General features: G+C 56.5%; 27 protein-coding genes and 1 pseudogene. 2 read left to right on the top strand and 26 right to left on the bottom strand.

Annotated elements, in window-relative coordinates:
* The coding region (locus EV680_RS12020; protein WP_207894304.1) for a hypothetical protein at window positions 1–282 on the bottom strand (282 nt) is incomplete at its 3' end.
* On the opposite strand from EV680_RS12020, the gene EV680_RS06570 reads away from it, so the two are divergent.
* Window positions 269–688, top strand: a complete 420-nt coding sequence (locus EV680_RS06570; protein ID WP_132953950.1) for a hypothetical protein — start codon at window positions 269–271, stop codon at window positions 686–688. The genes EV680_RS12020 and EV680_RS06570 overlap by 14 nt on opposite strands.
* A 252-nt stretch (window positions 689–940) precedes the next feature.
* Here the strand turns inward: EV680_RS06570 and EV680_RS06575 are convergent, their stop codons facing one another.
* The 25 genes and pseudogenes from EV680_RS06575 to EV680_RS06695 form a co-directional block, all read right to left on the bottom strand.
* The gene (locus EV680_RS06575) at window positions 941–1,645 is read right to left on the bottom strand and encodes a GntR family transcriptional regulator (protein ID WP_132953951.1); all 705 of its coding nucleotides are present in this window, start codon (window positions 1,643–1,645) and stop codon (window positions 941–943) included.
* A 204-nt stretch (window positions 1,646–1,849) separates the two neighbouring features.
* Window positions 1,850–2,266, bottom strand: a complete 417-nt coding sequence (locus EV680_RS06580) for an OsmC family protein (RefSeq protein ID WP_132953952.1) — start codon at window positions 2,264–2,266, stop codon at window positions 1,850–1,852.
* A gap of 17 nt (window positions 2,267–2,283) precedes the next feature.
* Complete coding sequence (gene rraA, locus EV680_RS06585) at window positions 2,284–2,778, bottom strand: ribonuclease E activity regulator RraA (protein WP_132953953.1); 495 nt, start codon at window positions 2,776–2,778, stop codon at window positions 2,284–2,286.
* A 70-nt stretch (window positions 2,779–2,848) separates the two neighbouring features.
* On the bottom strand, window positions 2,849–3,718 hold the full coding sequence (hchA, locus tag EV680_RS06590; RefSeq protein WP_132953954.1) for a glyoxalase III HchA: 870 nt from the start codon (window positions 3,716–3,718) through the stop codon (window positions 2,849–2,851).
* Window positions 3,719–3,793: 75 nt separating this feature from the next.
* Window positions 3,794–4,795 (bottom strand): ADP-glyceromanno-heptose 6-epimerase, encoded by a 1,002-nt coding sequence (rfaD, locus tag EV680_RS06595; protein WP_132953955.1) that lies wholly within the window; start codon window positions 4,793–4,795, stop codon window positions 3,794–3,796.
* A 60-nt stretch (window positions 4,796–4,855) separates the two neighbouring features.
* The gene (gene rfaE1, locus EV680_RS06600) at window positions 4,856–5,818 is read right to left on the bottom strand and encodes a D-glycero-beta-D-manno-heptose-7-phosphate kinase (RefSeq protein ID WP_132953956.1); all 963 of its coding nucleotides are present in this window, start codon (window positions 5,816–5,818) and stop codon (window positions 4,856–4,858) included.
* 61 nt (window positions 5,819–5,879) lie between these two features.
* The gene (gene pyrF / locus EV680_RS06605; RefSeq protein WP_132954006.1) at window positions 5,880–6,605 is read right to left on the bottom strand and encodes an orotidine-5'-phosphate decarboxylase; all 726 of its coding nucleotides are present in this window, start codon (window positions 6,603–6,605) and stop codon (window positions 5,880–5,882) included.
* 69 nt (window positions 6,606–6,674) lie between these two features.
* Window positions 6,675–7,157 carry a DMP19 family protein gene (locus EV680_RS06610; RefSeq protein ID WP_132953957.1) on the bottom strand — a complete coding sequence of 161 codons (483 nt, stop codon included), beginning with the start codon at window positions 7,155–7,157 and terminating at the stop codon, window positions 6,675–6,677.
* A 59-nt stretch (window positions 7,158–7,216) separates the two neighbouring features.
* Window positions 7,217–8,386, bottom strand: a complete 1,170-nt coding sequence (gene lapB / locus EV680_RS06615; RefSeq protein WP_132953958.1) for a lipopolysaccharide assembly protein LapB — start codon at window positions 8,384–8,386, stop codon at window positions 7,217–7,219.
* Between the two features lie 6 nt (window positions 8,387–8,392).
* Window positions 8,393–8,686: a LapA family protein gene (locus EV680_RS06620; RefSeq protein ID WP_132953959.1), complete on the bottom strand. Its 294-nt coding sequence runs from the start codon at window positions 8,684–8,686 to the stop codon at window positions 8,393–8,395.
* A gap of 133 nt (window positions 8,687–8,819) precedes the next feature.
* Complete coding sequence (locus EV680_RS06625; RefSeq protein WP_132953960.1) at window positions 8,820–9,713, bottom strand: SphA family protein; 894 nt, start codon at window positions 9,711–9,713, stop codon at window positions 8,820–8,822.
* A 286-nt stretch (window positions 9,714–9,999) separates the two neighbouring features.
* Window positions 10,000–10,785 (bottom strand): 2-oxopent-4-enoate hydratase, encoded by a 786-nt coding sequence (gene dmpE, locus EV680_RS06630; RefSeq protein ID WP_132953961.1) that lies wholly within the window; start codon window positions 10,783–10,785, stop codon window positions 10,000–10,002.
* A 159-nt stretch (window positions 10,786–10,944) separates the two neighbouring features.
* Window positions 10,945–12,405 carry a 2-hydroxymuconic semialdehyde dehydrogenase gene (locus EV680_RS06635; protein ID WP_132953962.1) on the bottom strand — a complete coding sequence of 487 codons (1,461 nt, stop codon included), beginning with the start codon at window positions 12,403–12,405 and terminating at the stop codon, window positions 10,945–10,947.
* A 67-nt stretch (window positions 12,406–12,472) separates the two neighbouring features.
* Window positions 12,473–13,399: a catechol 2,3-dioxygenase gene (locus EV680_RS06640; protein WP_132953963.1), complete on the bottom strand. Its 927-nt coding sequence runs from the start codon at window positions 13,397–13,399 to the stop codon at window positions 12,473–12,475.
* A 4-nt stretch (window positions 13,400–13,403) separates the two neighbouring features.
* On the bottom strand, window positions 13,404–13,751 hold the full coding sequence (locus EV680_RS06645) for a 2Fe-2S iron-sulfur cluster-binding protein (protein ID WP_207894305.1): 348 nt from the start codon (window positions 13,749–13,751) through the stop codon (window positions 13,404–13,406).
* A 192-nt stretch (window positions 13,752–13,943) separates the two neighbouring features.
* Window positions 13,944–14,141: pseudogene (locus EV680_RS06650) on the bottom strand (4-oxalocrotonate tautomerase); the annotation flags it as partial.
* 89 nt (window positions 14,142–14,230) lie between these two features.
* On the bottom strand, window positions 14,231–15,022 hold the full coding sequence (dmpH, locus tag EV680_RS06655; RefSeq protein WP_132953965.1) for a 2-oxo-3-hexenedioate decarboxylase: 792 nt from the start codon (window positions 15,020–15,022) through the stop codon (window positions 14,231–14,233).
* The gene (gene dmpG, locus EV680_RS06660) at window positions 15,019–16,050 is read right to left on the bottom strand and encodes a 4-hydroxy-2-oxovalerate aldolase (RefSeq protein WP_132953966.1); all 1,032 of its coding nucleotides are present in this window, start codon (window positions 16,048–16,050) and stop codon (window positions 15,019–15,021) included. The genes dmpH and dmpG overlap by 4 nt, the downstream gene beginning before the upstream one ends.
* 15 nt (window positions 16,051–16,065) lie before the next feature.
* The gene (locus tag EV680_RS06665; protein WP_132953967.1) at window positions 16,066–16,974 is read right to left on the bottom strand and encodes an acetaldehyde dehydrogenase (acetylating); all 909 of its coding nucleotides are present in this window, start codon (window positions 16,972–16,974) and stop codon (window positions 16,066–16,068) included.
* Between the two features lie 80 nt (window positions 16,975–17,054).
* Complete coding sequence (locus EV680_RS06670; RefSeq protein ID WP_132953968.1) at window positions 17,055–18,116, bottom strand: NADH:ubiquinone reductase (Na(+)-transporting) subunit F; 1,062 nt, start codon at window positions 18,114–18,116, stop codon at window positions 17,055–17,057.
* A gap of 385 nt (window positions 18,117–18,501) precedes the next feature.
* Complete coding sequence (locus tag EV680_RS06675) at window positions 18,502–18,864, bottom strand: phenol hydroxylase subunit P4 (protein WP_132953969.1); 363 nt, start codon at window positions 18,862–18,864, stop codon at window positions 18,502–18,504.
* Window positions 18,865–18,938: 74 nt separating this feature from the next.
* Entirely contained in the window at window positions 18,939–20,444 is a 1,506-nt protein-coding gene (locus EV680_RS06680; RefSeq protein WP_132953970.1) for an aromatic/alkene/methane monooxygenase hydroxylase/oxygenase subunit alpha, read from the bottom strand.
* 26 nt (window positions 20,445–20,470) lie between these two features.
* Window positions 20,471–20,740, bottom strand: a complete 270-nt coding sequence (locus tag EV680_RS06685; RefSeq protein WP_243650349.1) for an MmoB/DmpM family protein — start codon at window positions 20,738–20,740, stop codon at window positions 20,471–20,473.
* A gap of 20 nt (window positions 20,741–20,760) precedes the next feature.
* A complete protein-coding gene (locus tag EV680_RS06690; RefSeq protein WP_132953972.1) occupies window positions 20,761–21,756 on the bottom strand; it encodes an aromatic/alkene monooxygenase hydroxylase subunit beta in 996 nt (331 codons plus the stop codon).
* A 23-nt stretch (window positions 21,757–21,779) separates the two neighbouring features.
* Window positions 21,780–22,070, bottom strand: coding sequence for a phenol hydroxylase subunit (locus tag EV680_RS06695; protein WP_132953973.1), 291 nt, complete (start codon window positions 22,068–22,070; stop codon window positions 21,780–21,782).
* Window positions 22,071–22,400: 330 nt separating this feature from the next.
* On the opposite strand from EV680_RS06695, the gene EV680_RS06700 reads away from it, so the two are divergent.
* The gene (locus EV680_RS06700) at window positions 22,401–23,636 is read left to right on the top strand and encodes a sigma 54-interacting transcriptional regulator (RefSeq protein WP_243650350.1); all 1,236 of its coding nucleotides are present in this window, start codon (window positions 22,401–22,403) and stop codon (window positions 23,634–23,636) included.
* The last annotated feature ends 27 nt before the right edge of the window (window positions 23,637–23,663 follow it).

A 23,663-nucleotide genomic window follows, 5' to 3' on the forward strand; every position in this document is an offset into this window, starting at 1 on the left:
AAACGCGCCTGCTGCGTTGAAAATGCTCGCAAGGTGTTCAACCTTGCTGTGCTTTTCGCCTTGCAGCCACGCTTTTGCGCTCAAAATCTTACTCGTGGATGAATTGTGAACAGACCCTAGGCGAGCCAACGCAGTTAGGTTATTTTTCGAATGGGTATGAGAAGGAGCAGCGGCGCAGCGGCAAAGCGTGTACACTGCTTTACAGCTTCGCCTATTCGGCTCTGCGCCAATGGGCAAACCCATTCCAACCGTAAAAAGGAAACCGACAATGCCCCAGCTCATCAAACGCGCCGCCCTTCTTTTGGGCACGCTCGCCACATTGGCTGCCTGCCAACACACCCCGCCGAGCGCCGCAGCCGACACTGCGCTTGACGGCCGCTATGCCAGCGAAGGCTACGCCCAACGCGCACAAGGCTACGATTGGGTGATGGTTACCGTGCGTGGCCAAGCCGACAATAAGCTTGCCATCGACATCAATTCCCGCAGCGACATCAAAAAGCCCACTTGCCGCTTCAGCGGCGAAGCCGTAAAAACCGCCGAAAACCGCTATGAAATCGGCGATAAAGGCTCGAGACTGATATTCGTGTTCAGCCCCAACAGCCTGAGCATCGACTCTGCCGATCCCGTGGCTTTGCATTATCCCTGCTCCGGCGGTGCCAGTTTGGCTGATGTTTACCACAAGCTGTAAATAATACCCATTCAAAAAAGTAATATACAAACAGGCAGCCTGTAGGTCGGACTCTCGAATCCGACACTTGTTCGCAGAACAAGGCACGCACATCGCTTTGGCCGTTGGCCAAACGTCGGATTCAAGAATCCGACCTACGCGGATGATGCTGTCGAACTGCTTTTATTTTGTAAGGTTATTTTTTAGAATTGGTATAAAAAGGCCGTCTGAACGCTTTCAGACGGCCTTTTTCACACTTATCAACAAAAAACCTCAGCCGGCAAATTGCTGGTTCAGCCGCTCTTGGCAGCCGCCCAAATGGCGGCGCATCATTTTGCACACGCGCGCACGCTTGCCCTCGCTGAGCAAATCGAGTATTTCTTTATGCTCTTCGTATGAGCCGTTGTTGCGCACCGGTTTGTCGAACACGGCAATCATCAGCGATGAGCGCGCACACAGCGAATTCATCAATTCGAGCAGCACGGTGTTGTCGAGCAGGCGCACCAATTCCACATGAAATGCATTCACCAGGCGCACCCAGCTCACGCGGTCGCCCTGCTCGAATGCGGTTTTTTCTTTTTCGAGCATTTCATAAAGCGGTTGCAGGCGCGCGGGCAGGTCGGGCAGATCCAGCAACATATCCATCACCATTTCTTCCAAAGCAATGCGCAATTCATACACATCTTTGGTTTCTTTGGCATCGGGCACATGCACAAACGCGCCGCGGTTGGGCTGCAAATCCACGATATGATCATGCGCCAGCAGCGACAAAGCGCCGCGCACGGTGTTGCGCGAGCAACTCATTTGGCGGCACAAATCCGATTCGGTCAGCTTTTTGCCCGGCAGCAGCACCCGGTCGGTGATGGCATCCAAAATGGCGGCATACACGCGGAAAAGCTCCGAATCATGGCGCTCTTCGCTGATCATCGACGAGGCAGTCGGCGCATCTACCAGCATGTCATCTTTATTATTTTCCATAAACCATTCTTGCCGTTGAACACGGCTTCTCCATAATAATCGTCATCAATGCCGCTGGGCGGCAGCCTGCCGAATGGCCGGCAAATTTTCGTTATTATAGCCGATTGTTTGCAATGTGACTGATATATAGTGCAGCAAATAAAAAAGCGGAATCTTTCAAAATTCCGCTTGTGCTTTCAGACGGCCTCGGCGCTTTTTCAGGCCTTATGCCGCTGCAATCTCAAAGCTGTGGCTGATTTTGGCGGCTTTGCCCAACATGATAGATGCCGAGCAATATTTTTCGGCCGACATCTGCACCGCTTTTTCAATCGCCGCTTCTTTCAAATCATGGCCGATCACCTTGAAATGAATATGGATTTCGGTAAACACGCGCGGGGTGTCGTCGGCGCGTTTGGCCGTTACCGTGGCTTGGCAATCCACCACGTTTTGCCGCTGCTTTTCGGCAATCAGCACCACATCGATGCTGGAGCAGCCGGCCACGCCCAAAAGCAGCATTTCCATCGGGCTGGGGCCGCGCTTTACACCGCCCTCGGCCGCCGCGCCTTCCATCACCACGCTGTGGCCGGCTTCGGTGCTGCCAACAAAACACATATTATCCAGCCATTTTGATGTTACTTTCATTGGGTTTCCTTGTGTGATTACGATTGGTGCAGCGGCTCGGCAGACACCAAAATGCCGTCTGCATCGCTATAAAGATAGTGGCCGGGAATAAAATCCACCCCGCCGAACGACACGGTGATGTCTACTTCTCCCGCGCCGGCCTTGGCGCTCTTGCGCGGATTGGTGCCCAGCGCTTTCACGCCGAAGGGCATGGTGTTGATGGCTTCGCTGTCGCGGATGGCACCATTGATTACTGCACCCGCCCAGCCGTTGGCCGCACCCGCACCGGCAATCAAATCGCCCATCAAGGCGCTGTAGAGCGAGCCGCCGCCGTCCACCACCAACACTTCGCCCTCGGAATGGCTGTTCATCAGGGTTTTCACCAAGCCGTTGTCGCGCGCGCATTTCACCGTGCGGATTTTGCCGCAGAAATGGCGGTGGCGGCCGAAGCGGTGAAATTGGGTTTCGCACGAAGGCGTGTCGGGGGCGATGTCGATTAAATCGGCGGTGCTGAAATCGTGTTGCTCACTCATGGTTTTCTCCTGAAAATAGGCGGCGCTGCCGCTTTTTTTTATATACGCAAACAAATGTTCAGACGGCCGCTCAACCCAGCTCGGCCGCGCGCGCCAGCAGCACATCGGCGGCCAAAATGCCCAAGGCGTTGGCGGCCAAAGGGCTGTCGCCGGTGAGCAATTGGCGGTCTTGGCACACTTGGCCGCTCATGCCCTCGTTTACCACTTCCATGCCCAACTCTTTGAGTTTTTGCGCCACCAGCCAGCGCAAACGCCCCGGCATATAGCCGATTTCGATGTTGGCACCTTCATCAAGCGCATCGGGAAACACGCACACTTGATAGCCCGCCAGTGCAAAATCTTTACCCGCTTCGGCCAGCGCCACCAGTGCGGCGGGGCCGTGACACAAGGTGATGATGTGGCGGTTGTTTTGCAGCGCCCATTCGAGCACGCGCTTCACCTCGGCGCTGTGCGGCAAGGCATTGAATGCGCCGTGGCCGCCGGGAATAAACACGCCGATATAGGGCGAATCGGGTGCAAGCACTTGTGCCAATACATCGGCCAGTTTCAAGGGCTGCTGCAATTTGGGCAGATAGGTTTGGAAAATACCGGCCACGGCTTCATCGTCTTTGGGCATGGCCCACATTTCAAACTTGGCCGGATTGCCCGACACAGTGGCCACATCGATTTCAAAGCCGGCTTCGTGCAGATGCAGCATGGGCAGCAAGGTTTCTACCGGATGGTTGCCGGTGGAAAAACGGGTGCCGTTTTGCATGGGCAGATAGCGCTCGTCGGCAGCAATCATCAACACTTTGTATTTGCCGCCGGTGTAGGCTTGCGAAAATTGCACGCCGTTAAAATCGGTTTTCGGCGCCACATAAGCATTCAGGGAAAACTCAGACGGGAAAAACGCGTTGTATTCCGCACGGTCGGGCACGGGTTTTTTGCTTAATTCAGTCATTTTCTGTTTCCTTTATGGTGGGGGTGCATCAACAAAAGTATTCAGACGGCCTCGTTTTTTTTCAGACGGCCTTGTTTAAAGATTATTCAACATCCAATGCACATAGCGGCTCACGCCCTCGTTTACATCAAAAAAGTTGCCTTCGTAGCCGGCGGCGCGCAGGCGCGAAATATCGGCTTCGGTGAAGCTTTGGTATTTGCCTTTGAGCGCATCGGGGAAAGGAATATAGCGTATCAGCTCTTCTTTCACCAATTCCGGCAGGCTCAGCGCGCTCTTGCCCTCGGCCACGCGGCAGGCATTCACGGTGGCGGCGGCCAAATCGTTAAACGGTTGGCTCTGGCCTGTGCCCAAGTTGAAAATGCCCGATTGGCCGGGGTGGTCGAAAAAGAAAAGATTCACCTTCACCACATCTTCCACGCTCACAAAATCACGGGTTTGGCCGCCGGCGGCATAGCCGTCGTTGGCGCCGAACAAATTCACATAGCCGTGTTCGCGATATTGGTTGAAATGGTGGAAAGCCACCGAAGCCATGCGGCCCTTGTGCTGCTCGTGCGGGCCGTAAACGTTGAAATAGCGGAAACCCGCCACTTGCGCGGTGAGCCCGTCGGCAATGCGGCGGCGCACCACTTGGTCAAACAGAAATTTGGAATAGCCATACACATTGAGCGGCTTTTCCAATTCGCGCTCTTCACGGAAAATCTCGCCCTTGCCATACACGGCGGCGCTTGATGCATAAAGATAAGGAATGCGCTCATCTTGGCACCAATCGAGCAAATCGAGGCTGTATTGATAGTTGTTGTCCATCATATAAAGGCCGTTTTGCTCCATGGTGTCGGAGCAGGCGCCATCGTGAAACACGGCTTTGATGTCGTGATAAGGCAGCACATGCTCGCGCACTTGGCGGATAAATTCATGTTTGTCGAGATAATGCTCTATTTCGCATTCGGCCAGATTTTTGAATTTATCGCCGTGGGTGAGGTTGTCTACCGCCACAATATCGGTGATGCCGCGTGCATTGAGCGCTTTCACAATATTGCAGCCGATAAAGCCGGCCGCGCCGGTTACGATAATGGTCATCACTTTTCCTTTTCTGCTGAGGCCGTCTGAAAGGTTTCAGACGGCCTGATAAACAAGCCTTTATTGCTCAAGCAAAGCCGCGGCCAATTCGTCAAACGTGCACACCGCCGTGCCGAGCTTGGCCACCACCACGCCGGCGGCGGTGTTGGCCAGATGCATGGCTTCTATCATATCGAAGCCGGCCGCCAGCCCCAAGCCCATGCTGGCAATCACGGTGTCGCCCGCGCCCGACACATCATACACTTCTTGCGCCCGCGTGGGCTGGTGGTCGATTTGGTCTGCACGGTAAAGGCTCATGCCCTCTTCGCTGCGGGTGAGCAGCAAGGCGGCTAAATCCAGGCGGCGGCGCAAGGCTTGCGCTTTTTCGGCCAGCTCTTGCTCGTTTTTCCAGCTGCCCACCACTTCTTTCAATTCGGCGCGATTGGGTGTGAGCAAAGTGGCGCCGGCGTATTTGTCGTAATCGTCGCCCTTGGGGTCGATCAACACGGGCTTGCCGGCTTCGCGCGCCCAATCAATCAACTCGGCCACATGGGTGAGGCCGCCTTTGCCGTAGTCGGACAGCAACACCACATCGTATTCGGGCAGCAAACGGCGGTATTGCGTTTTCACGGCATCGAGAATTTCGCGGTGCGGCGGCTCTTCGAAATCGAGGCGGATTAATTGCTGGTTGCGCGCCACCACGCGCAATTTCACGGTGGTGGCGATATCGGCATCGCGCAGCAGATGGGCGGCTACGCCGTCTTGCTGCATCAGGCTATCGAGCGCGGCGGCGGCTTCATCGTTGCCCACCACCGATAATAAAGCCGCATGGCCACCCAAAGCGGCGATATTGCGCGCCACGTTGGCCGCACCGCCGGCGCGTTGGTCGACATGGCCGATTTTCGCCACCGGCACCGGCGCTTCGGGCGAAATGCGGGACACATCGCCAAACCAATAACGATCCAGCATCACATCGCCCACCACCAACACGCGGGCTTGGGCAAAGCGGTTTTTCAATTGTTTGTCGTCAACATGAAACATCATCGTTTGCTTTCATCTCCATGATTTAATTTTTCAGACGGCCTTTTTTCAGACGACCTGCCTGCTAAACCAGCGCATTCACTTCGCGCAACACCGCCAGCGGGTCGGCGGCTTGCGTAATCGGCCGCCCCATCACCAAATAGCTCGAGCCGGCGGCTAAAGCTTGGGCGGGGGTCATGATGCGGCGCTGGTCGTCTTGATTGCCTTCTGTGTTCAAGCGGATGCCGGGCGTAACCAACACAAAATCCTCACCGCGCTCGGCGCGCAGCAAGGCGGCTTCGTGGGCGGAACACACCACACCGTCGAGCCCGCTTTGCTGCGCCAGATTGGCCAGCGCCGACACTTGCGCCTCAATGCTGCGCCCCACGCCGGTTTCGGCGAAATCCTGCGCATCCATGCTGGTGAGCACGGTCACGCCGATAAGCAGCGGCTTGTGGGCGCAACCGGCCACGGCCTCAGCCGCGGCGGCCATCATGCGCCGGCCGCCCGAGGCGTGCATATCGACCATCCACACGCCCATATCGGCGGCCACTTTGCAGGCTTGCGCCACGGTGTGGGGAATATCGTGGTATTTCAAATCGAGAAAAAGCTTGAAGCCTTGGTTAATCAGGCTTTCGGCCAAGTGGCGGCCGCTGGCGGTGAAAAGCTCTTTGCCGATTTTGAGCTGGCAAGTGTCGGGCTCGAGCCGGCGCACAAAGGCGAGCGTGCTTTTTTCATCGGCAAAATCCAGCGCCACAATCACGGGCATGCGCGCGGCGGCGGAGGGGAAATCGGTGATTAAAGGGTTCATCATGCATTCCGTTATCGAGCGTTCAGACGGCCTTGGCAATAAGCATACAGGCCGTCTGAAACCGGTGTTTCAAGCAAGAAATTTGGCCGGATTCGCCTGCACATATTCGGCAGCGGCGGCCAAATCTTCATCGGCGGCATCGTAATAATCGCCGTCCAGCTCTTCAAAATCGGCAAAGCGCGCGCGTATGGCTTCCAGCGGTGCGCCTTCATCGGCCAGCGCTTCGATGGCGGCACCGTTTTTCTCATAAAGCGCGCGGGCTTGGTCGATTATTTTCGGCGTGGGCTTGATGCGCCAGCGGCGCAGGCTGTCGGCCAGCGGGTTCATAAACACATACTCGCCGTAGCCTGCGGCAATGAGCTGCACAAAACCGCCCTCTTGCACTTGGCTGTCGAGATAGCAATAGGCCATCAGCGTGTGTTGCTCGTCGTTGAGCGCTTCCATCGCGGCCTCGCCTTCTGCTTCGATAAAAGCCAGATAGGCATCGCTGAGCGTGTAGAGAAAAGCGGCCGGGTCTTGCGGGTTGTAATCCGGTGCGGTGAAGCTTACCATATGGGTTCTCCTGCTTTTATTTTATTCAGACGGCCTCAATCGGCAGGCCGTCTGAAACTTTATACTTCAATGCGGTTGGGAGTGAAGGTTTCCCATTTGTTGCAGGCGGGGCAATGCCAGAAAAACACCTGCGATTTAAAGTGGCAGTTGCGGCAGCGATACATCAGCGATTTTTGCAGCTGGCGGCCGATCACGCCGCGCATCATGTCGGCATCGGCTTTCCAGCTGGGCTCCAGCTCGCTGATTTGCAGGCCGAGCAGGCGGTAAACGCCGCCCAAATCGGGCTTTTGCCGCACCAATTCCACCGCAGTTTGCGCCGCTTGCTGCTCGCCGTGCAAGAGCAGCGATTTATCGTAAATCACATTAATCAGGTCGAGCTGCGGAAAGGTTTTCATATAGCCGGTGAGCACATTGAGCCCTTCTTGCGGCAGGCCTTGTGCATCATAAGCGTCATAAAGGCGCTCGCCCACCATGCTCAAATAGGCATGGTTTTGCTTTTCAATCGCCGAATAAGCTTCAACGGCGGCGGCATAATGCCCTTCTTTTTGCTCGATGTCGCCCAAAATCATATTGGCACGGGTGCATTTTTTATTGGCATCGAGCGCTTTTTGCACGGCGGCGCGGGCGGCGGCAAAATCGGATTTAAACAAAGCCGCCTGCGCCAGCTCGCAATAAAATTGGGCGATTTCGAATTGATAGGTTTGCTCGTCGTGGCTGAGCCATTGCGCGGTGGCGATGGCTTTTTCCCAATCGCGGTCTTGCTGGTAGATATTGAGCAGCACTTGGCGCGCTTCTTTGCCCATATTGCCGCTTTCCAGGCCGAGAAAAATCTGCTCGGCTCTGTCCACAAGGCCGGCGCTTTGGTAATTCTGCCCCAATTCAAACAACACGCGCTCGCGCTTTTCGCCCACGGTGTCGGGCGAATCAAGCAGCGCTTGGTGCATGGCGATGGCTTTGTCGTTTTCACCGCGCTGGCGGTAGAGCTTACCCAGGGTGAGGTTGAGGTCATACGATTGCGGCTGCTGGTCGATCACTTCGGCCAATTCGCGTGCGGCTTTGCCGCTGTTGCGGTCGACCAGCGCATCGAGGCTTTTATAGAAGCCCACCGGCACGCTTTTGGCCTGCTTGAGCACGGTTTTCATGTCTACCCGCGCGGCAAACCAGCCCATGGCGAAAAACACCGGCAACAGGATAATCGGCAGCAGCCACATCCAGATTTCGTTTTCCATGCGCGCTTATTCCTTGGCGGCCGCAGGCACGGCCACATCATGGCTGCTCAGGCGGGCGGATTTCTTCACTTCGGCGCGCAGGCGCGCGTTTTCGTTGCGCAGCGAGAGCAGTCGGCCGAAAAGCGCCAGCAGGCCAAACACCGCACCCACCAAAAAAGCACCAAACAACACCAAAATCAGCGGCAGGCTCACTTCTTGACCGGGCAGATAGAAAAACTGCACCGCCTGCGTGTTGCTCACTGCCAGCAGTAAAAACACCAGCAGCACAATAATTTTGATTATCAAATAAACCGTTTTCATCAAATTCTCCGGAGGATGCGGTTGAGGCCGTCTGAAATAATGCACGGCGCTAGTTTAAACGATTTGTGTAAAGCGCACAAAAAAAGCGCCCTTGCCGGGACGCTTTATCATTAAGAAAACCGGAGCCACGGTTTTATTTTGAAAGCGGAAACACCGCTTTGAGCCACACGGCGTTGCCCTCTGGGCGGTTTTGCGCCACCACTTCTTTCTGCCATTTGAGGCTCGCAAACCAGCCTTTGCCGCTGTCGTATTTCACCGAGGGGCCGATGGCGAAGGCGCGGGTTTTGCTGTGGGCGAGCGTTTCGCCGTGTTGTTTGTCGGACGTGGTTTGTTGCAGCGCATAGCCGCCCACGCCGGCCGTCCAGCCGTTTCCGAATGCCCAGCCGGCGGAATAATCGGCGTGCAATTCGTCGCCGCTTTTATAGTCGGTGTCGCTGTTGCGCTGGTTGAAAATATAGCCGATTTTGGCATCGGCCACCACGCCTTTGGGCTGCACATAAGAAACGGCATACACAGGCTCGACGGCCCAATGGTTGGTGCCGATATTGGCCAGATCGTTTTTATCGTAACGGCCGGTGGGCAGATAGGTGTCGAGCGCCACAATGCTGTGCAGCTTGTCGCTGTGGTGGTAGCCCAGCGCTGCGCCGACCACAATGTCGCCTAGGCCGGTTTTGCGCTGGCGGCGGCTGCCGGCTTCCACTTCCAAATCGACCAGCGGCACGATGGTGTGCAGCGCCAAATCGCCGCCGAGCACTTTTTGCGGTGTGACCCAAATCAGGCGCGGGGCTATCACGTTGGCATTGATGCTGAAATTGGGCATGTTGAGGTTATCGCCGTTGTGGTCGTTGAGGCGGCCGGCGTGATAGTGCTGGCCATACACCATGCCATACACGCCCGGCGGCGGCAGCGCACCGGCCATAAAGCCTTCCACGCCATGCGGGTAAATGGATGCGCCGCCTTCGGTGGCATGCGCTTGTGCGGCCAGCGCCAGCAAGGCGATGGCGGGGAAAATGCGGGTGGGGCTCATGGGGTTTCTCCTGGGGGTTGTTGTGTTTTTTTAGGTGGGTTGCAGGCCGTCTGAAAGCTGACGGGAGCGAATTGCCGCTTGAGTTTCAGACGGCCTGATACAAAAACCAGGCAAGCCTTCGGAAACCCTTTTAAACAATATAAAACAAGAACATGCCGAATCTAAACAGGGTTTATGAGCAAACACGCATGCGGTTTCAGCGTGCTGTATAACGCGCGCGTGCCTATGGCACACACCCTACACACGCTTGCGCTACACGCTTGTGCTTACCAAGGCCGTCTGAAACTCAGTTGAAGCGCACGGAAGCTTGGCCGATGCCGCCGACAGACACCGAAAAATAATCGCCCGGCTGCACCCATTCGAGCGGCACCAGCGCGCCGGACAAAATCACTTCGCCGGCTTTGAGGCCGATGCCGAAGCGCCCGAGCGTGTTGGCGAGCCAGGCCACGCAGTTCACCGGGCTACCCAGCGCGGCCGCGCCGGCGCCGGTGCTGATGATTTTGCCGTTTTTCTCCACCACCATGCCGCAGGTGGCCAAATCAAGCTTGCGCGGGCTCACGGCGGTGTCGCCCAAAAGCAGCACGCCGCAGGATGCGTTGTCGGCAATGGTGTCTTGGATTTTGATTTGCCAACTTTCAATGCGTGAATCCACAATTTCAAAACACGGCATCACGCATTCGGTGGCGGCGAGCACATCGGCGGCGCTGATGCCGGGGCCCATAAGGTCTTTTTTCAGAATAAAGGCGATTTCACCTTCGGCGCGCGGCTGTATCATGCTTTGGCCAACGTCGATTTCCTGCCCCTGGCTATACACCATTTTGTCGGTGAGGTAGCCGAAATCGGGCTGGTCCACGCCCAGCATGTGCTGCACGGCATGCGAGGTGAGGCCGATTTTTTTGCCGACGATGCGCTCGCCCGCATCGAGGCGGTGTTGCAGAAATTGCAGCGAAATCTGATAAGCATCATCAATGCTGATGTCGGGCGCTTGCTCGGTGAGCGGGCGCACGCTTTGGCGGCTTTGCATGGCTTGGTAGAGCATGTGGCCGTAGTGGCGGATATCTTCCGGATTCATGGTTGGCTCCTTTGAGGCCGTCTGAAAAAAGGTTCAGACGGCCTGTTTTGTGTGGGTATGTTGATGCGCTTGTGCAGGCTGAAAAGCAGGTGCGCGGCTTTCGGCCTGCGGCCGAATGTCGGATTCGAGAATCCGACCTGCGGGTTTCAGACGGCCTCATCACATTTTGATGCAGATATTCTTCAGCTCGGTGTAAAACTCCAGCCCGTGCACGCCGCCTTCGCGGCCGATGCCCGATTGTTTGGCGCCGCCGAATGCGGTGCGCAAGTCGCGCAGAAACCAGCTGTTTACCCACACGATGCCGGCCTCTATCTGCTCGGCCACGCGGATGGCGCGGCTGCTGTTTTCGGTCCAGATGGCGGCGGCCAGGCCGTAGCGGGTGTCGTTGGCCAGCGCAATGGCTTCTTCTTCGCTGTCGAAGGGGCGGATGTGGCAGCAGGGGCCGAAGATTTCTTCGCGCACCACGCGGGCATCGTCGGAGAGGCCGGTCCAGATGGTGGGCGAAATCCATGCGCCTTCATTGAGTGCGGCACCCATATCGGGCACGCCGCCGCCGATTTCCACGGTAGCGCCCTCTTCTTCCGCAAGCCGGTAATACGACAGCACTTTTTCGCGGTGCTCAAGGCTTACCAAGGGACCGAAATTGGCTTCCGGATCATCGGGGCGGCCGGGCTTGAGCTTGGCGGTTTCTTCTTTCATGCGGCGCAAAAAGGCGTCAAAAAGCGGCCGCTCCACATAGATGCGCTCGGTGCCGAGGCACACTTGGCCGCAGTTGACAAACGCCGAGCGCATGCTGCCTTCCACCGCTTTTTCCAAATTGCAGTCGGCAAACACAATGGCCGGGTTTTTGCCGCCGCATTCGAGCGAAATATTGCGCAAGCCCACCGATGCGGCCTGCATGATGATTTCGCCGGTGCGGGTTTCGCCGGTGAAGGTGATGGCGTCGATGCCCGGATGGGCGGTGAGGAAAGCGCCGGCCGAATCGGGGCCGAAGCCGTGCACCACGTTAAACACGCCCGGCGGCACGCCGCATTCGTTCATCACTTCGCCAAGCAGCGTGGTGGTGGCGGGGGTTTCTTCAGATGGCTTCACCACCACGGTGTTGCCGCAGGCGAGCGCGGGGCCCACTTTCCAGGTCATCAGCAGCAGGGGCAGGTTCCACGGTGAAATCACGGCAATCACGCCTTTGGGCGTGCGCTGCCCGATGTTGAGCGCGCCGGCGCCGTCGGGCGTGTCGAGACGGAAGGCTTCGGTGGGGTGGTTGGCCAGCGTTTCCGAGAAAGCTTTGAAATTGGCCGCGCCACGCGGAATATCAATGTGCGCGGCCATTTTGTGCGGCTTGCCGGTGTCGCGGCATTCGGCTTCGAGAAATTCATCGAAACGCTCGTTGATGCGCTCGGCCACTTTGTTGAGCAACTCGATGCGCGCGGCTTGGGTGAGCTTGCCCCAAGGCTCGCTCAGGGCGGCGCGGGCGGCGGCCACGGCGGCATCCACTTCTTCCCTGCCCGCTTCGTGCACAAGCCCTATCAGGCTGTTGTCCACGGGGCTGCGGTTTTCAAAAGTTTTGCCGCTTTGCGAGCCGATATACACGCCGTTGATAAAATGTTTGAATTCTTGCATGGCTGGTTTCCTGAATAAAAGTAATCTTTCAGACGGCCTGATAAAGATTCAGGCCGTCTGAAAACATTTAAGTCAACACCGACAAAAAGCGCTCATTAAGCTGGCGGTCGTGATAGAAAATGGCTTTGCCCAGCTCTTGCGCATCCCAGGTGATCACGGGGTGGTCTTGATAGCGGTAGCCGCCGCCGGCAAACACTTCGTTGCGGTTGCCCGAGGGGTCGAAGAAATAAATCGTCTGCCCCTGCGTGAGGCCGTGGCGGGTGGGGCCGATGTCGAGCGAAGTGTCGGTCATGGAAATCAGGTCGGCCGCCATCAACACATCCTGCCAAGTGTCGAGGTAAAACGAAGCATGGTGAAACTTGCCTTTTTCGGCATGCTTGATAAAAGCCACATCGTGCGCTTTCATCGACACGCTCAAAAATTGGGCAATGCGCTCGCCATCGGGCGTGAGCACCTGCTCGGCCAAATCAAAGCCCAACACTTCGTTAAACAATTTAAACGTGCCGTCGAGATCATCGCCATAAAGCAGGCAGTGATCGAAACGGGTGGCCTTCATACCTTTCAAATCGCGCGGCCAAGCTTCGGGGTTGTGGCTGCCGATGCCGTAGCGGTCGTTTTGCTCTTTGTCGGCATAAAGCTCAAACACATGCCCCGTGGGCGCGGTGAAGCGCACGCGCCGGCCGCAGCCGGCCAACTCACCCGCTTCGATTTCGGCCACATCCAAGCCGCCGAAAGCTTCCAGCTCTTGCTTCAGCTTACTGAGCGTGGCGTCGTCCACCACCTTGAATGCCATAAAATCCATGCCCGCGCTGTCGGCTTCGCGCAACACCACCGAAAATTTGTCCACTTCGGTCAAGCCTTTGAAATACACGCGGCCTTGTTCATCTTGGCCGGCCTCAATCAGGCCGAGCAAGTCGCGGTAGTGGGCGATGGCCTCTTCCATATCCAGCACACGGATTTGCACGTGGCCCGGACGCATTACACCTTTTCTCATCTCGCTACTCCTTTGGTTTTATTTCTGTGGGGGTGCCGGCCGGCACAAACGAATCGCGCCGCACCGGCTCTTCGGGCGATATTTCCATATCGCTCTGGGGAAACACCCGGCAGGCCAGCACCACGCCCTGCCGGAGATCTTCTTCATTAATGTGCGCCTTGCTCATGGCTTTGCTGCGAAATTGCCCCGACCACACACGCACCCGGCACACGCCGCAGCCACCGCCACGGCAGCCCGCGGCCACATCCCGATTGCAGCGGCGCTCCAACGCGGCCAACAGCGATTTACCCTCGGGCACCTCCACACACAGCGGCGGCGCGGCTTCTTTTTTGATGCAGACAACAGGGCACACTTCACACCTCCTGATATTGAAATATTGTTTTTTAAACAAGTGCTTATTCAATTTAAGGCCGTCTGAAACTTTTTTCACCGAGCCGCCAAACGTGTGCGTGGCTGCGCCACATACCCTACCGCGGGGCAACGCTTGCTTGTTTCATGTGCGGGGTGTGTGCCATCGGCGCGTACGCGTTTTTCGGGTTAAACCCTAACGCCCGCGCGCTTTGGCCGATTCACCGGCGATGCCGAAATGCTGTTTGGGCATTTCATTAATCAGCACCCGCACCGATTCTTTCGGCGCATCGAGCGCGCGCACCAGCGCTTCGGTTACTTCACGAATCACGGCTTCTTTTTGCGCATCGCTGCGGCCTTCCATCATGTGTATCTGCACAATCGGCATGTTTTTCTCCTTATTCCCATCCCCAAAAGCAACCTTGCTGCGTTGTTTCGCCTTGCAAGCTTACTTTTTTGAATGGGTATGATTTGTGAACCGTTTTACTCAACGCGCCCGCTGATGCTGCCCAAGCCCTGATAGCGCACGCTGAAAGAATCGCCTTTGTTTACCTGCACCGCCGCGGTGATGGCGCCCACCATCACAAAGCTGCCGGCCGGCAGATATTCGCCGCGCTCGGCCAGCATATTGGCCAGCATCGCCACCGAAGCGGCGGGGTGGCCGAGCACGGCGGCACCGGCACCGGTTTGCACCACTTGGCCGTTGATTTCCATCACCACGCCCAGCGTTTTCAAATCCAGCTCATGCACCGGCCGGGCGCGGCCGCCCGTGATAAAGCGACTGGAGGAAGAGTTGTCGGCAATCACCGATTTCAGGTCGAATTTGAAATCTTTGTAGCGCGAGTCGATCACTTCCAGCGCCGGCACCACAAAATCGGTGGCAGCGAGCACATCGCCGATGTGGCAGCCGGGGCCTTTCAAATCGGCTTTGGTCACAAAAGCCAGCTCGGCTTCGATTTTCGGGTGGATGAGTTCGTCATACACAATCGCGCCGCCGTCGGGCACGCTGAAATAGTCGGCCAAAAAGCCGTAGCAAGGCTGGGCAACGCCCATCTGGCTCATTTTCGCCCACGAGGTGAGCCCCATTTTCATGCCCACGATTTTGGTGCCGCGTGCTTCTTTGCGGCGGCGGATCGCCCACTGAATATCAAACGCATCTTGATAATCCATATCGGGAAAATCATCGGTGATTTTGGTCACTTCGAAAGCCTGCAATTCGGCGTTTTCCAAGTGCTCGGCCAATTCTGCAATCTGCAGGGTGTTTAAGGTGCTCATGCGCGGTGTCCTTTCTGTTTGGCCATGGTTAAGGCCAAGTCTTCAATCATGTCTTCCTGCCCGCCCACGGTGCCGCGGCGGCCCAATTCCACCAAAATATCGCGCGCGCTCACGCCGTATTTCTGCTCGGCGCGCTTGGCAAACAGCAAAAAAGAGGAATACACGCCGGCATAGCCCAGCGTGAGCGCGTTGCGGTCGATGCGGATCGGGTGCTCCATCATCGGCACCACAATGTCTTCGGCCGCATCCATGATTTTGTAGAGATCGATGCCGTGCTCGGCACCCATGCGCTCGAGCACCGCCACCAACACTTCCAGCGGCGTGTTGCCCGCGCCTGCGCCCAGGCCGGCCACGGAGCCGTCGATGCGCAGCGCACCGGCTTCCAGCGCGGCGAGCGAGTTGGCAATGCCCATGCCCAAATTGTGGTGGCCGTGAAAGCCGATTTCGGTTTCAGACTTGAGCGCTTGGCGCAGTGCGCCGATTTTTTGCGACACTTCATCAGGCAGCATGTAGCCCGCCGAATCGGTGCAATAAATGCAGTTGGCGCCATAGCCTTCCATCAGCTTGGCCTGCGCCACGATTGTTTCAGACGGCACCATATGCGCCATCATCAAAAAGCCCACCGTGTCCAGCCCCAAATCGGCGGCTTTGCTGATGTGTTGCTGCGACACATCGGCCTCGGTGCAATGGGTGGCCACGCGTATGCACGACACGCCCAAATCTTTGGCCATCAAAAGGTGATCCACCGTGCCGATGCCGGGCAAAAGCAGCGCGGAAACCTTGGCCTGCTTCATTTTCGGCACCACCGCGCCCAGATAGGCTTCGTCGCTGTGGGCGGGAAAACCGTAATTAAGCGAAGCGCCGCCCAAGCCGTCGCCGTGGGTGACTTCAATCATCGGCATGCCGGCTTCATCAAGCGCCGTGGCCACGGCCACCATTTCATCCAGCGAAATCTGATGGCGCTTGGCGTGCATGCCGTCGCGCAGGCTCATATCGTGCAAAATGGCTTTTTTACCTTGCAAATTCATGGTTTTCTCCTTAATTCAACGCGCCGGCAGTTTCAGACGGCCTTGAGCCGCTTCTTCGGCAAACATCTCGGCCGTGCGCAATGCGGCGGCGGTCATGATGTCGAGGTTGCCGGCATATTCGGGCAGAAAGTCGCCCAAGCCGCGCACTTCCATAAACACCGACACTTTATTGCCGTCAAACACAGGGCCATTTACCAGCGTGTAGCCCGGCACATAGCGCTGCACTTCGGCCACCATCTGCTTAACCGATTCGGTGATGGCCGCCTGATCGGGCTCGGTTTCGGTGAGGCAGTGAATGGTGTCGCGCATCATCAGCGGCGGCTCGGCCGGGTTGATGATGATGATGGCTTTGCCCTCTTTCGCGCCGCCCACCGAAGCCACGGCCGCGGCGGTGGTGCGGGTGAATTCATCAATGTTGGCGCGCGTGCCCGGCCCCACCGATTTGGACGACACCGTGGCCACAATTTCGCCATACGCCACCGGCTGCACGCGCGACACCGCCGCCACAATCGGCACCGTGGCCTGGCCGCCGCAAGTGACCATATTTACATTCATTTCCAACTTATCGGCATGCGCGCGCAGATTCACCGGCGGCACGCAGAAAGGGCCGATGGCTGCGGGCGTGAGGTCTATCATCATCACGCCCAATTCATTGAGCTTGCGGCTGTTTTCCGCGTGGGCATAAGCCGAAGTGGCATCGAAAGCGATGCGGATATCGTCGGCCAACACATGCTCAAGCAAGCCGTCCACACCCGTGGCGCAAGCCTTGATGCCCATTTCGGCGGCACGTTTGAGGCCGGCGGATTCAGAGTCGATGCCCACCATCCACACCGGCTCTATCCATGCCGAGCGCTGCATTTTCATCAGCAAATCGGTGCCGATATTGCCCGGCCCGATAATGGCCGCTTTTAATTTTTGGTTCACGACTGTTTCCTCTTGTATTTGGCTTTCAGACGGCCTCTGATTTCATACAGGCCGTCTGAAAAGCCTTGTGGTTTGCCAAATCAAATCTTTTTAAACAAAGCCGAACGGGTGGCGCTGCTGCCGTCGGCGGCGGTGAGAAAGCGCTCCATATGAATATCGCGCTCAAACAGGCGGCTCTGCATCAGCGTGGACACGGCCGCATCAATCATCGGCGGCGGCCCGCACAAATAAGCCTTGTGGCCGCTGCATCGGCGGCTGAAATAATCGGCCACGGCTTCGTGCACAAAGCCGTGAAAGCCCTGCCAGTTATCCTCCGGCAATGCGGCGTTGAGCGCGGGAGGAATATAGTGAAACTGCTCATGCGCCGCGGCCAGCGCTTCAAAGCGCTCGCGGTGGTAAAGCTCGGCCACATTGCGCGCGCCTTGGAAAAGATAGATTTGGCGCGCATCGCCCTCTTCGATTAAATCGAGAATCATCGCTTCGGGGCTCGACAAACCGGAGCCGCCGGCGATAAAAATCACATCTTGCGCATCGGATTTGCGCACGAAAAACTGCCCGTAAGGCCCTGATAAATCGAGCGTGTCGCCCACTTTCAATTGCTCGTGCAGCCAAGTGGTGGCCGCGCCGCCTTCCACCTTGCGCACATGCAATTCAACCGTGCCGCCCTGCGAGGGCGGGTTGGCAATCGAAAAAGCGCGCGTGCCCTCCACGCCCGGCACTTGCAGATTGATGTATTGCCCCGCCTGAAACGGCATATAGCGGTCAAGCTTGAGCGTGATGCCCAGTATGGTGGGCGAGAGCATGGCCAGCGCCCTTACTTCGGCTTGATAATCCTGCACCGGATGGCCGGCGAAATCGGGGTCGACATCAATATCGGCTTCGATGGTCATATCCGATTCGGGCAGGCAGCAGCAGGCCAACACCTTGCCCTCGTCGCGCTCCACATCCATCAGCGCAAACGAAGAAGCATTGCCCGCATCACCAAAGCCCTCGAGCACCTGCACTTTGCAGGTGCCGCAAGTGCCGTGGCCGCAGGCAAACGGCAGCCACACGCCTTGGCGCAGCGCCGCAGCCAGAATGGTTTGGCCCTCTTCCACTTCGATCACATCGCCGGTGGGCTCAACAGTTACTTGATAGCTCATGGCTTGTTTCCTTATTTCCCATCACAAATCGCTTGGTTTTCAAAAAGCGGCGGTTTTCAAATCTGCCGGTTTGCACGCTCACCCCCCATATCAACTGCGTCGGTCGGGTTCTCGAATCCGACACTTGTTCGTAGAACAAGCTTTTCAGGGTTGCGGCGAATGTCGGATTCGAGAATCCGACCTACAGCTGAAGCCCGAAATGTTTCAGACGGCCTTACACGCTTATCACCTACTATTCGGGCGGGTACAAATGCTTGAACAGCTGCAATCTTTCAGACGGCCTGTCATCCAACCCCCTCACCCTCAGGGAAAAGGCTGGAGTGAGGCTGGCAAACCGCAGGTTTACATCACCCCACATGCCATATCGCGCCAAATCCCTACCCGCTCACACGCCGCTGCCCTGCCAGCCGTTGAGGCCGGGGGTTTTGAAACGCAGCAGCGATTTATGGTCGAAGCCGAGCTCAGCCAGGGTTTTGCCGTCATCGGGCTGCAAGGGCGCATCGTTGAGCTGCCATTGCACTTCGCTCCATTTGATGTGCTCGAAATCGGGATGCTGGCCGAAGCCTTCTGCCAGCACTTGCTCGCGCAAGGCCTGAAAAGGCATATCGGGCGGCAGCGGAAAGGTTTTGGCGGCGCAAAACAGCAAATGCTCGTCCCAGCCCACATAAACAATAATGTTGCCGCCGAAGTTTTCGCGGCGGTCGCGGATGTCGCCGCGGTAATCGGGGGTGATGGCTTTAACCGGCATGGTGTTTCTCCTCAGTTTTGTTGTTTTGTTTTCAGACGGCCTGTGTCGGCTTGAGGCCGTCTGAACGTTTGGGTTTAAGCCGCGCCTTTTTTCCATTCGTTCCAGCGCCGCTCGTCGGGCGAGCCTTTCATGTCGAGGTTGTCGGCACCCACATTGATGCGGTAATACTCACTCAACACTTTTTCCAAATCCGCGCCCCCACAGTTGCCCTGCAAAATCTGGTGCACCGGCAGCCAGGCTTGGGCGAATTTTTCAGGCTCGTTCACAAAAATATCGTGACAGCCGTCGGAGCACATGTGGTAGCGCTCGCCTTCAAACATGGCGTTGCGGTAGCTGATTTGGCCGGGGTCGCTCTGCATTTCGGTGAAGCCCATCGGCACTTGGCACACTTGGCACAGCTGCGGCAGGCCGCTGGAATAAAAGCGCTTGCCTTCGGCTTCCATTTTTTTGGCCAATTCCCAACGCGGGCGGTAGTATCGGTCGAAAGTTTCAGGGTATTTTTCGCTCAGCCAATCGAGCTCTTCATCGGTGGGAATCCAGGTGTGGAAGCCCGCCGCATGGCCGAAGTTGTAGAAAATCCACCACGCTTGATGCGAAATGTGTTCTTTTTCTTTTTCAATCACTTCGCTGTATTTGGGCGCGCGGATGCCGTAGCGGGCCAAATCTTTGAAAAGCGCGCCGCCGGCTTCTTCGAAATACACTTCCCAAGCTTCTTTCCACGACATCACTTTGTTGGGCAGCATGTAGTCCATCATCATCGCCACGATGGAAAGCAGCCGCGTGCCGCGCCAAAACCATTTGTCTATCCACATTTGCACGATGGGCAGGTTGTCTTCGTGCTGCTCAAGCAGGAATTTGATGATTTCGAGGCCGAGCGTCATGTGGCGGGCTTCGTCGGATTGGGCGCTGAAGCCAAACGTCACCGTGGCCATGTCGCCGTTGTGCGCCGCGCCCGACATAAAGGGCACAAACAAAAGATTGGTCAGCACGTATTCAAACGAAAAGCTGATGGCGAGCAGAAATTCAAACGGCCCGGCCGAGCGCGCGTCTTCAAAAAACGATTTGGGCACGGAGAGATACCACACGCGGTCGTGCATATGGCTCCAATCCTGAAAGCCGTCGAAGAATTTGTTGTAATGGCTCATGGCGTGGATTTGCGTTTGCACATGGCGCAATTCGTCGATCGACTGCATCTGGCAGGCAATGCGCGCGCCGATGCCGCCGAATTGCCGCCCCACATGGGCATAGCCCTGAAAAGCCTGATATTCGAGCGGGGTTACGCCGGTGAGGAAAATCTTGATGGCGTTGAGATAGCGCGGGTCGGAAATATTCATTTGGCCGTTGTTTTGCGCAAATGCATCGAAAATGGCATAAAGTTTTTTCTCTTTTTCGGCTTGGTATTTCCAATAAGCATCCATGGTGAGGCGGAATGGGTCTTCCCATTTCGACCAATCGGTGATTTTGATGCCCTCGAAATCTTCATAAGGGAATGCCTGTTTGCGCTCTTGATAGGAAAATTCCCAATCCAAATCGCGGGTGAGCAGGCGGTATTTGTCTTTAATATTGAGCTTGGCTGCCATTTGTGTTTTCTCCTCTGCCCAGCCGCTTAGCGCTGCCAGCTCAGGCTGAATTGTTCGTCGTCTTCATCCACGTTGCCGCCGATGGTGATCAAATTAAGATGCAATTCCTGCACATCCCAGCTTTGGCCGAGCTTCTCTTCCACCGTGCTGCGGCGCACCACCAGCGAATCTTCGCGCTCCATGCGTATCATCGCGGGCTGGTAAATCACGGTCACGTTGGGGTTGTCGGCTTCCACCGCTTCCACGATGTAGCGCGACAAATCGTTGTCTTGCAGCGCCAGATATACTTTCGACATCACTTTCTCCTTATCTTTTTTCAGACGGCCACGCCGGCTTTGGCGGCGCGTTTGCCGATTTCTTCTGCCGCAGCGCTCATTGCGCCCTCTGCCGCATCGCCCAGCAAAGCTTCGGCCACTTCGCCATAAGCCGCGGCCACTTGCGGCTGCCATTTTTCCAGCCAGCCGGCCAGCAAGGCGCGGTTGGCTTCACTCTCGGCGGCGGCGGCTTTAAACACGCTGTCGCTCCAGGCGGAAATGTCTTTCAGGCAGTCGTGCATAAATTCGGTGAGCATGGCCATATCGCGCGCACCTTGTCCGGCCAACGCCTGCTCGAGGCCGGTGTAGAAAATCTGGCGGATGTGGCTGTCTACCAGCAAAGCCTGCACCCAAAAAAGCGCAAACCAATCTTGCTCCACCAGCATCTCTTCGCACAAAGCGCGCACGCCCTGCCAAGCCGGGTGGCTCATCCATATTTCTTTGGCCTCGGCCAGCGATTGGCCGCTGTTACCGTCGAGCAGCAGGCCGATGCGCGACAAGTATTGCGCCATGCCCATCCGGTCCATGCCGGCATAAAGGCAGGCCTGCGTGATGGCGGTGCCGTAGCCGTAGGCCGCGCCCGACATATGGTTCAGATTGGCGGTTTGCTCCACATGCCGCAGCGGCAGCAGGCCGAACACCACCGCTTTGCGCGCTTCTTCGCCGATAAAGCCGGCCAAATCGCGCTTTTCGAAAAAAGCATAATTGTGTTCGGCCGCATCCTGCATACGGGCGCGGTTTTGCACATAAGCGCCGTAGTAAAACTGGCGCGGGTCGCGCAAGGCATACCAATCGGCCATTTCCAGCGCGGTGTAGTGCTTGTCGTTCAGCTCTTTTTGCGGCTGCCACAGCGGCCGATAGTGAAAATTGGCGGTGGCCTGCGCATCATAAGTGGCTTCCTGATAGCGGGTGGCCGGCTTTTCACCGAAACGGCGCGCAATATTGGCATAGGTGTGGCGCACCGGCGCGATGGTGGCGGTTTTGATTTCCAGAGTCATACAAAGCTCCTGCAAGATGGGTTTCAGACGGCCTGCTGCTCTTGATGCAGCGGCCCCACAAGGGTGTTTTCGCCGTAGCGCCATTTTTCGGCCTCGGCATCGTTTTGCGCCATTTGCGCCGCACTCATTTCCACCACTTCGTTGTGGCGGCAGAAATCGGCAAAGCTTTGCGGCGGCATAATCAATTCCACATAAAGCGTCGGGTCGTTGATGGCAAAATCAAACTCCACAAAACGCGCCCCCGGCTCACTGCGTATGCGGATGTATTTCACCAGCCCGCCGGCAGCCTGATTTCTTAATTTATTTTTTTTCATACATTTCTCCCGAAAAATCCAAGCAGCTTTACATTTAGCAAAGCAAATCATGTGCCAACTTTTAAAAAACAATATACAATATTGATATATAATCAATTTATTATTTAACCCGCTAAAAGCCCCTATTTTTTATCCGGCTTTTTTCACCATTTGATCAAATTCAAAAAAGCCGTTTAAGCATTTGCTCAATTTATCTCATTTACATAAAAATAATACCCGCCGAAAGCATTGACACCCCCGATTCAACGGTGCCACTATCACAAAAAACATCCGGCCAACGCCGCTTTCGGCGCCGCCGGAACATAAAAAAAGCCATGCAAAGGAAGGAATATGAACGCACAAAAAAAAGCCGCCCATTGGGCGCAAGATTTGCTGGATGAAATCCGCTTCGATGTGGAAAACGGCAAAATCTGGTTTCACGGCGAGCGCATGCTGCTCAGCCACGCTTATGCCTTGTGGCAATTTCGGGAAGACTTAATCGAATCGCTCGGCATGGCGCGCGCCAAGCGCTTTTTGCTGCGCTACGGCTATTACGCCGGCATGCAGGATGCCCAAATCGCCAAAAAAATCCGCCCGCACCAAAGCATAGAAGAAGCCTTTGCCGCCGGCCCCCAGCTGCACACCATACGCGGCATGGTCAAAGTCACCCCGCGCCTGCTTTCGTTTGATGTGGAAAAAGGCCTCTTCAAAGGCACGTTCGACTGGCACGACTCTTTCGAAGTGAGCTACCACAAAAAGAAGCACGGCATTTCCAAAGAGCCGATCTGCTGGACGCTCTTGGGCTATGCCAGCGGTTACACCAGCTATTTTCTGGGCAAAGAAATCGCCTTTAAAGAAACCTTGTGCGAAGCCATGGGGCACGACCATTGCCACATCATCGGCAAAACGGTAGACGAATGGGAGGGCGAAACCGATCTCGAGCGCTCGTTTCTGCCCGATTCCATCGAAGAAGAGCTTTTCAGCCTGCGCAACGAAATCAACGAATTAAAGCAGCAAAACCACCACGATTTACTCGACAGCACCCAATTATTCGATGCCGTGGGCGAATCGGCGGCTTTCCGCCAAGTGTGCGATTTACTGGAAAAAGCCTCGCAAAGCAAAGTGAGCGTGTTGCTCGAAGGCGAAACCGGCGTGGGCAAAGAAGCCTTTGCCAAAGGCCTGCATGCCGGCAGCCGCCGCGCCGACCAGCCTTTTGTGGCCGTGAATTGCGCCTGCATTCCGCCCGAATTGGTGGAATCGGAATTATTCGGCGTGGAAAAAGGCGCGTTTACCGGCGCCGTGCAGAGCAAGCCCGGCAAATTCGAGCGCGCCCATTCGGGCACTATTTTTTTGGATGAAATCATCGAGCTCTCGCCACGCGCACAAGCCGCCCTTTTGCGCGTGCTGCAAGAGGGCGAGCTCGAGCGCGTGGGCGGCAGCCAAACCCGCAAAATCGACGTGCGCGTGGTGGCGGCCACCAATGAAAACCTGCTCGAAGCCGTGCAGCAAGGGCGCTTTCGTGCCGATTTATATTACCGCCTCAACACCTTTCCCGTGTTTATCCCGCCCTTGCGCGAGCGCCGCTAGGATATTCCGCTGCTGATTCAATATTTT

The sequence above is a fragment of the Uruburuella suis genome, assembly GCF_004341385.1.
In the GTDB taxonomy this organism is placed as follows: Bacteria; Pseudomonadota; Gammaproteobacteria; order Burkholderiales; family Neisseriaceae; genus Neisseria; species Neisseria suis.

Excerpts from the sequence above, each read along its gene's own strand:
- EV680_RS06670 (WP_132953968.1), bottom strand. The coding sequence starts at position 18,116 with ATGAGCTATCAAGTAACTGTTGAGCCCACCGGCGATGTGATCGAAGTG.
- EV680_RS06675 (WP_132953969.1), bottom strand. The coding sequence starts at position 18,864 with ATGCCGGTTAAAGCCATCACCCCCGATTACCGCGGCGACATCCGCGAC.
- EV680_RS06620 (WP_132953959.1), bottom strand. The coding sequence starts at position 8,686 with ATGAAAACGGTTTATTTGATAATCAAAATTATTGTGCTGCTGGTGTTT.
- EV680_RS06695 (WP_132953973.1), bottom strand. The coding sequence starts at position 22,070 with ATGAAAAAAAATAAATTAAGAAATCAGGCTGCCGGCGGGCTGGTGAAA.
- EV680_RS06685 (WP_243650349.1), bottom strand. The coding sequence starts at position 20,740 with ATGTCGAAAGTATATCTGGCGCTGCAAGACAACGATTTGTCGCGCTAC.
- dmpG (WP_132953966.1), bottom strand. The coding sequence starts at position 16,050 with ATGAATTTGCAAGGTAAAAAAGCCATTTTGCACGATATGAGCCTGCGC.
- EV680_RS06575 (WP_132953951.1), bottom strand. The coding sequence starts at position 1,645 with ATGGAAAATAATAAAGATGACATGCTGGTAGATGCGCCGACTGCCTCG.
- rfaE1 (WP_132953956.1), bottom strand. The coding sequence starts at position 5,818 with ATGATGTTTCATGTTGACGACAAACAATTGAAAAACCGCTTTGCCCAA.
- EV680_RS06625 (WP_132953960.1), bottom strand. The coding sequence starts at position 9,713 with ATGAGCCCCACCCGCATTTTCCCCGCCATCGCCTTGCTGGCGCTGGCC.
- hchA (WP_132953954.1), bottom strand. The coding sequence starts at position 3,718 with ATGACTGAATTAAGCAAAAAACCCGTGCCCGACCGTGCGGAATACAAC.
- EV680_RS06570 (WP_132953950.1), top strand. The coding sequence starts at position 269 with ATGCCCCAGCTCATCAAACGCGCCGCCCTTCTTTTGGGCACGCTCGCC.
- dmpH (WP_132953965.1), bottom strand. The coding sequence starts at position 15,022 with ATGAGCACCTTAAACACCCTGCAGATTGCAGAATTGGCCGAGCACTTG.
- rfaD (WP_132953955.1), bottom strand. The coding sequence starts at position 4,795 with ATGACCATTATCGTAACCGGCGCGGCCGGCTTTATCGGCTGCAATATT.
- EV680_RS06690 (WP_132953972.1), bottom strand. The coding sequence starts at position 21,756 with ATGACTCTGGAAATCAAAACCGCCACCATCGCGCCGGTGCGCCACACC.
- EV680_RS06580 (WP_132953952.1), bottom strand. The coding sequence starts at position 2,266 with ATGAAAGTAACATCAAAATGGCTGGATAATATGTGTTTTGTTGGCAGC.
- dmpE (WP_132953961.1), bottom strand. The coding sequence starts at position 10,785 with ATGAATCCGGAAGATATCCGCCACTACGGCCACATGCTCTACCAAGCC.
- lapB (WP_132953958.1), bottom strand. The coding sequence starts at position 8,386 with ATGGAAAACGAAATCTGGATGTGGCTGCTGCCGATTATCCTGTTGCCG.
- EV680_RS06640 (WP_132953963.1), bottom strand. The coding sequence starts at position 13,399 with ATGAGAAAAGGTGTAATGCGTCCGGGCCACGTGCAAATCCGTGTGCTG.
- pyrF (WP_132954006.1), bottom strand. The coding sequence starts at position 6,605 with ATGAACCCTTTAATCACCGATTTCCCCTCCGCCGCCGCGCGCATGCCC.
- EV680_RS06635 (WP_132953962.1), bottom strand. The coding sequence starts at position 12,405 with ATGCAAGAATTCAAACATTTTATCAACGGCGTGTATATCGGCTCGCAA.
- EV680_RS06610 (WP_132953957.1), bottom strand. The coding sequence starts at position 7,157 with ATGGTAAGCTTCACCGCACCGGATTACAACCCGCAAGACCCGGCCGCT.
- EV680_RS06700 (WP_243650350.1), top strand. The coding sequence starts at position 22,401 with ATGAACGCACAAAAAAAAGCCGCCCATTGGGCGCAAGATTTGCTGGAT.
- rraA (WP_132953953.1), bottom strand. The coding sequence starts at position 2,778 with ATGAGTGAGCAACACGATTTCAGCACCGCCGATTTAATCGACATCGCC.
- EV680_RS06680 (WP_132953970.1), bottom strand. The coding sequence starts at position 20,444 with ATGGCAGCCAAGCTCAATATTAAAGACAAATACCGCCTGCTCACCCGC.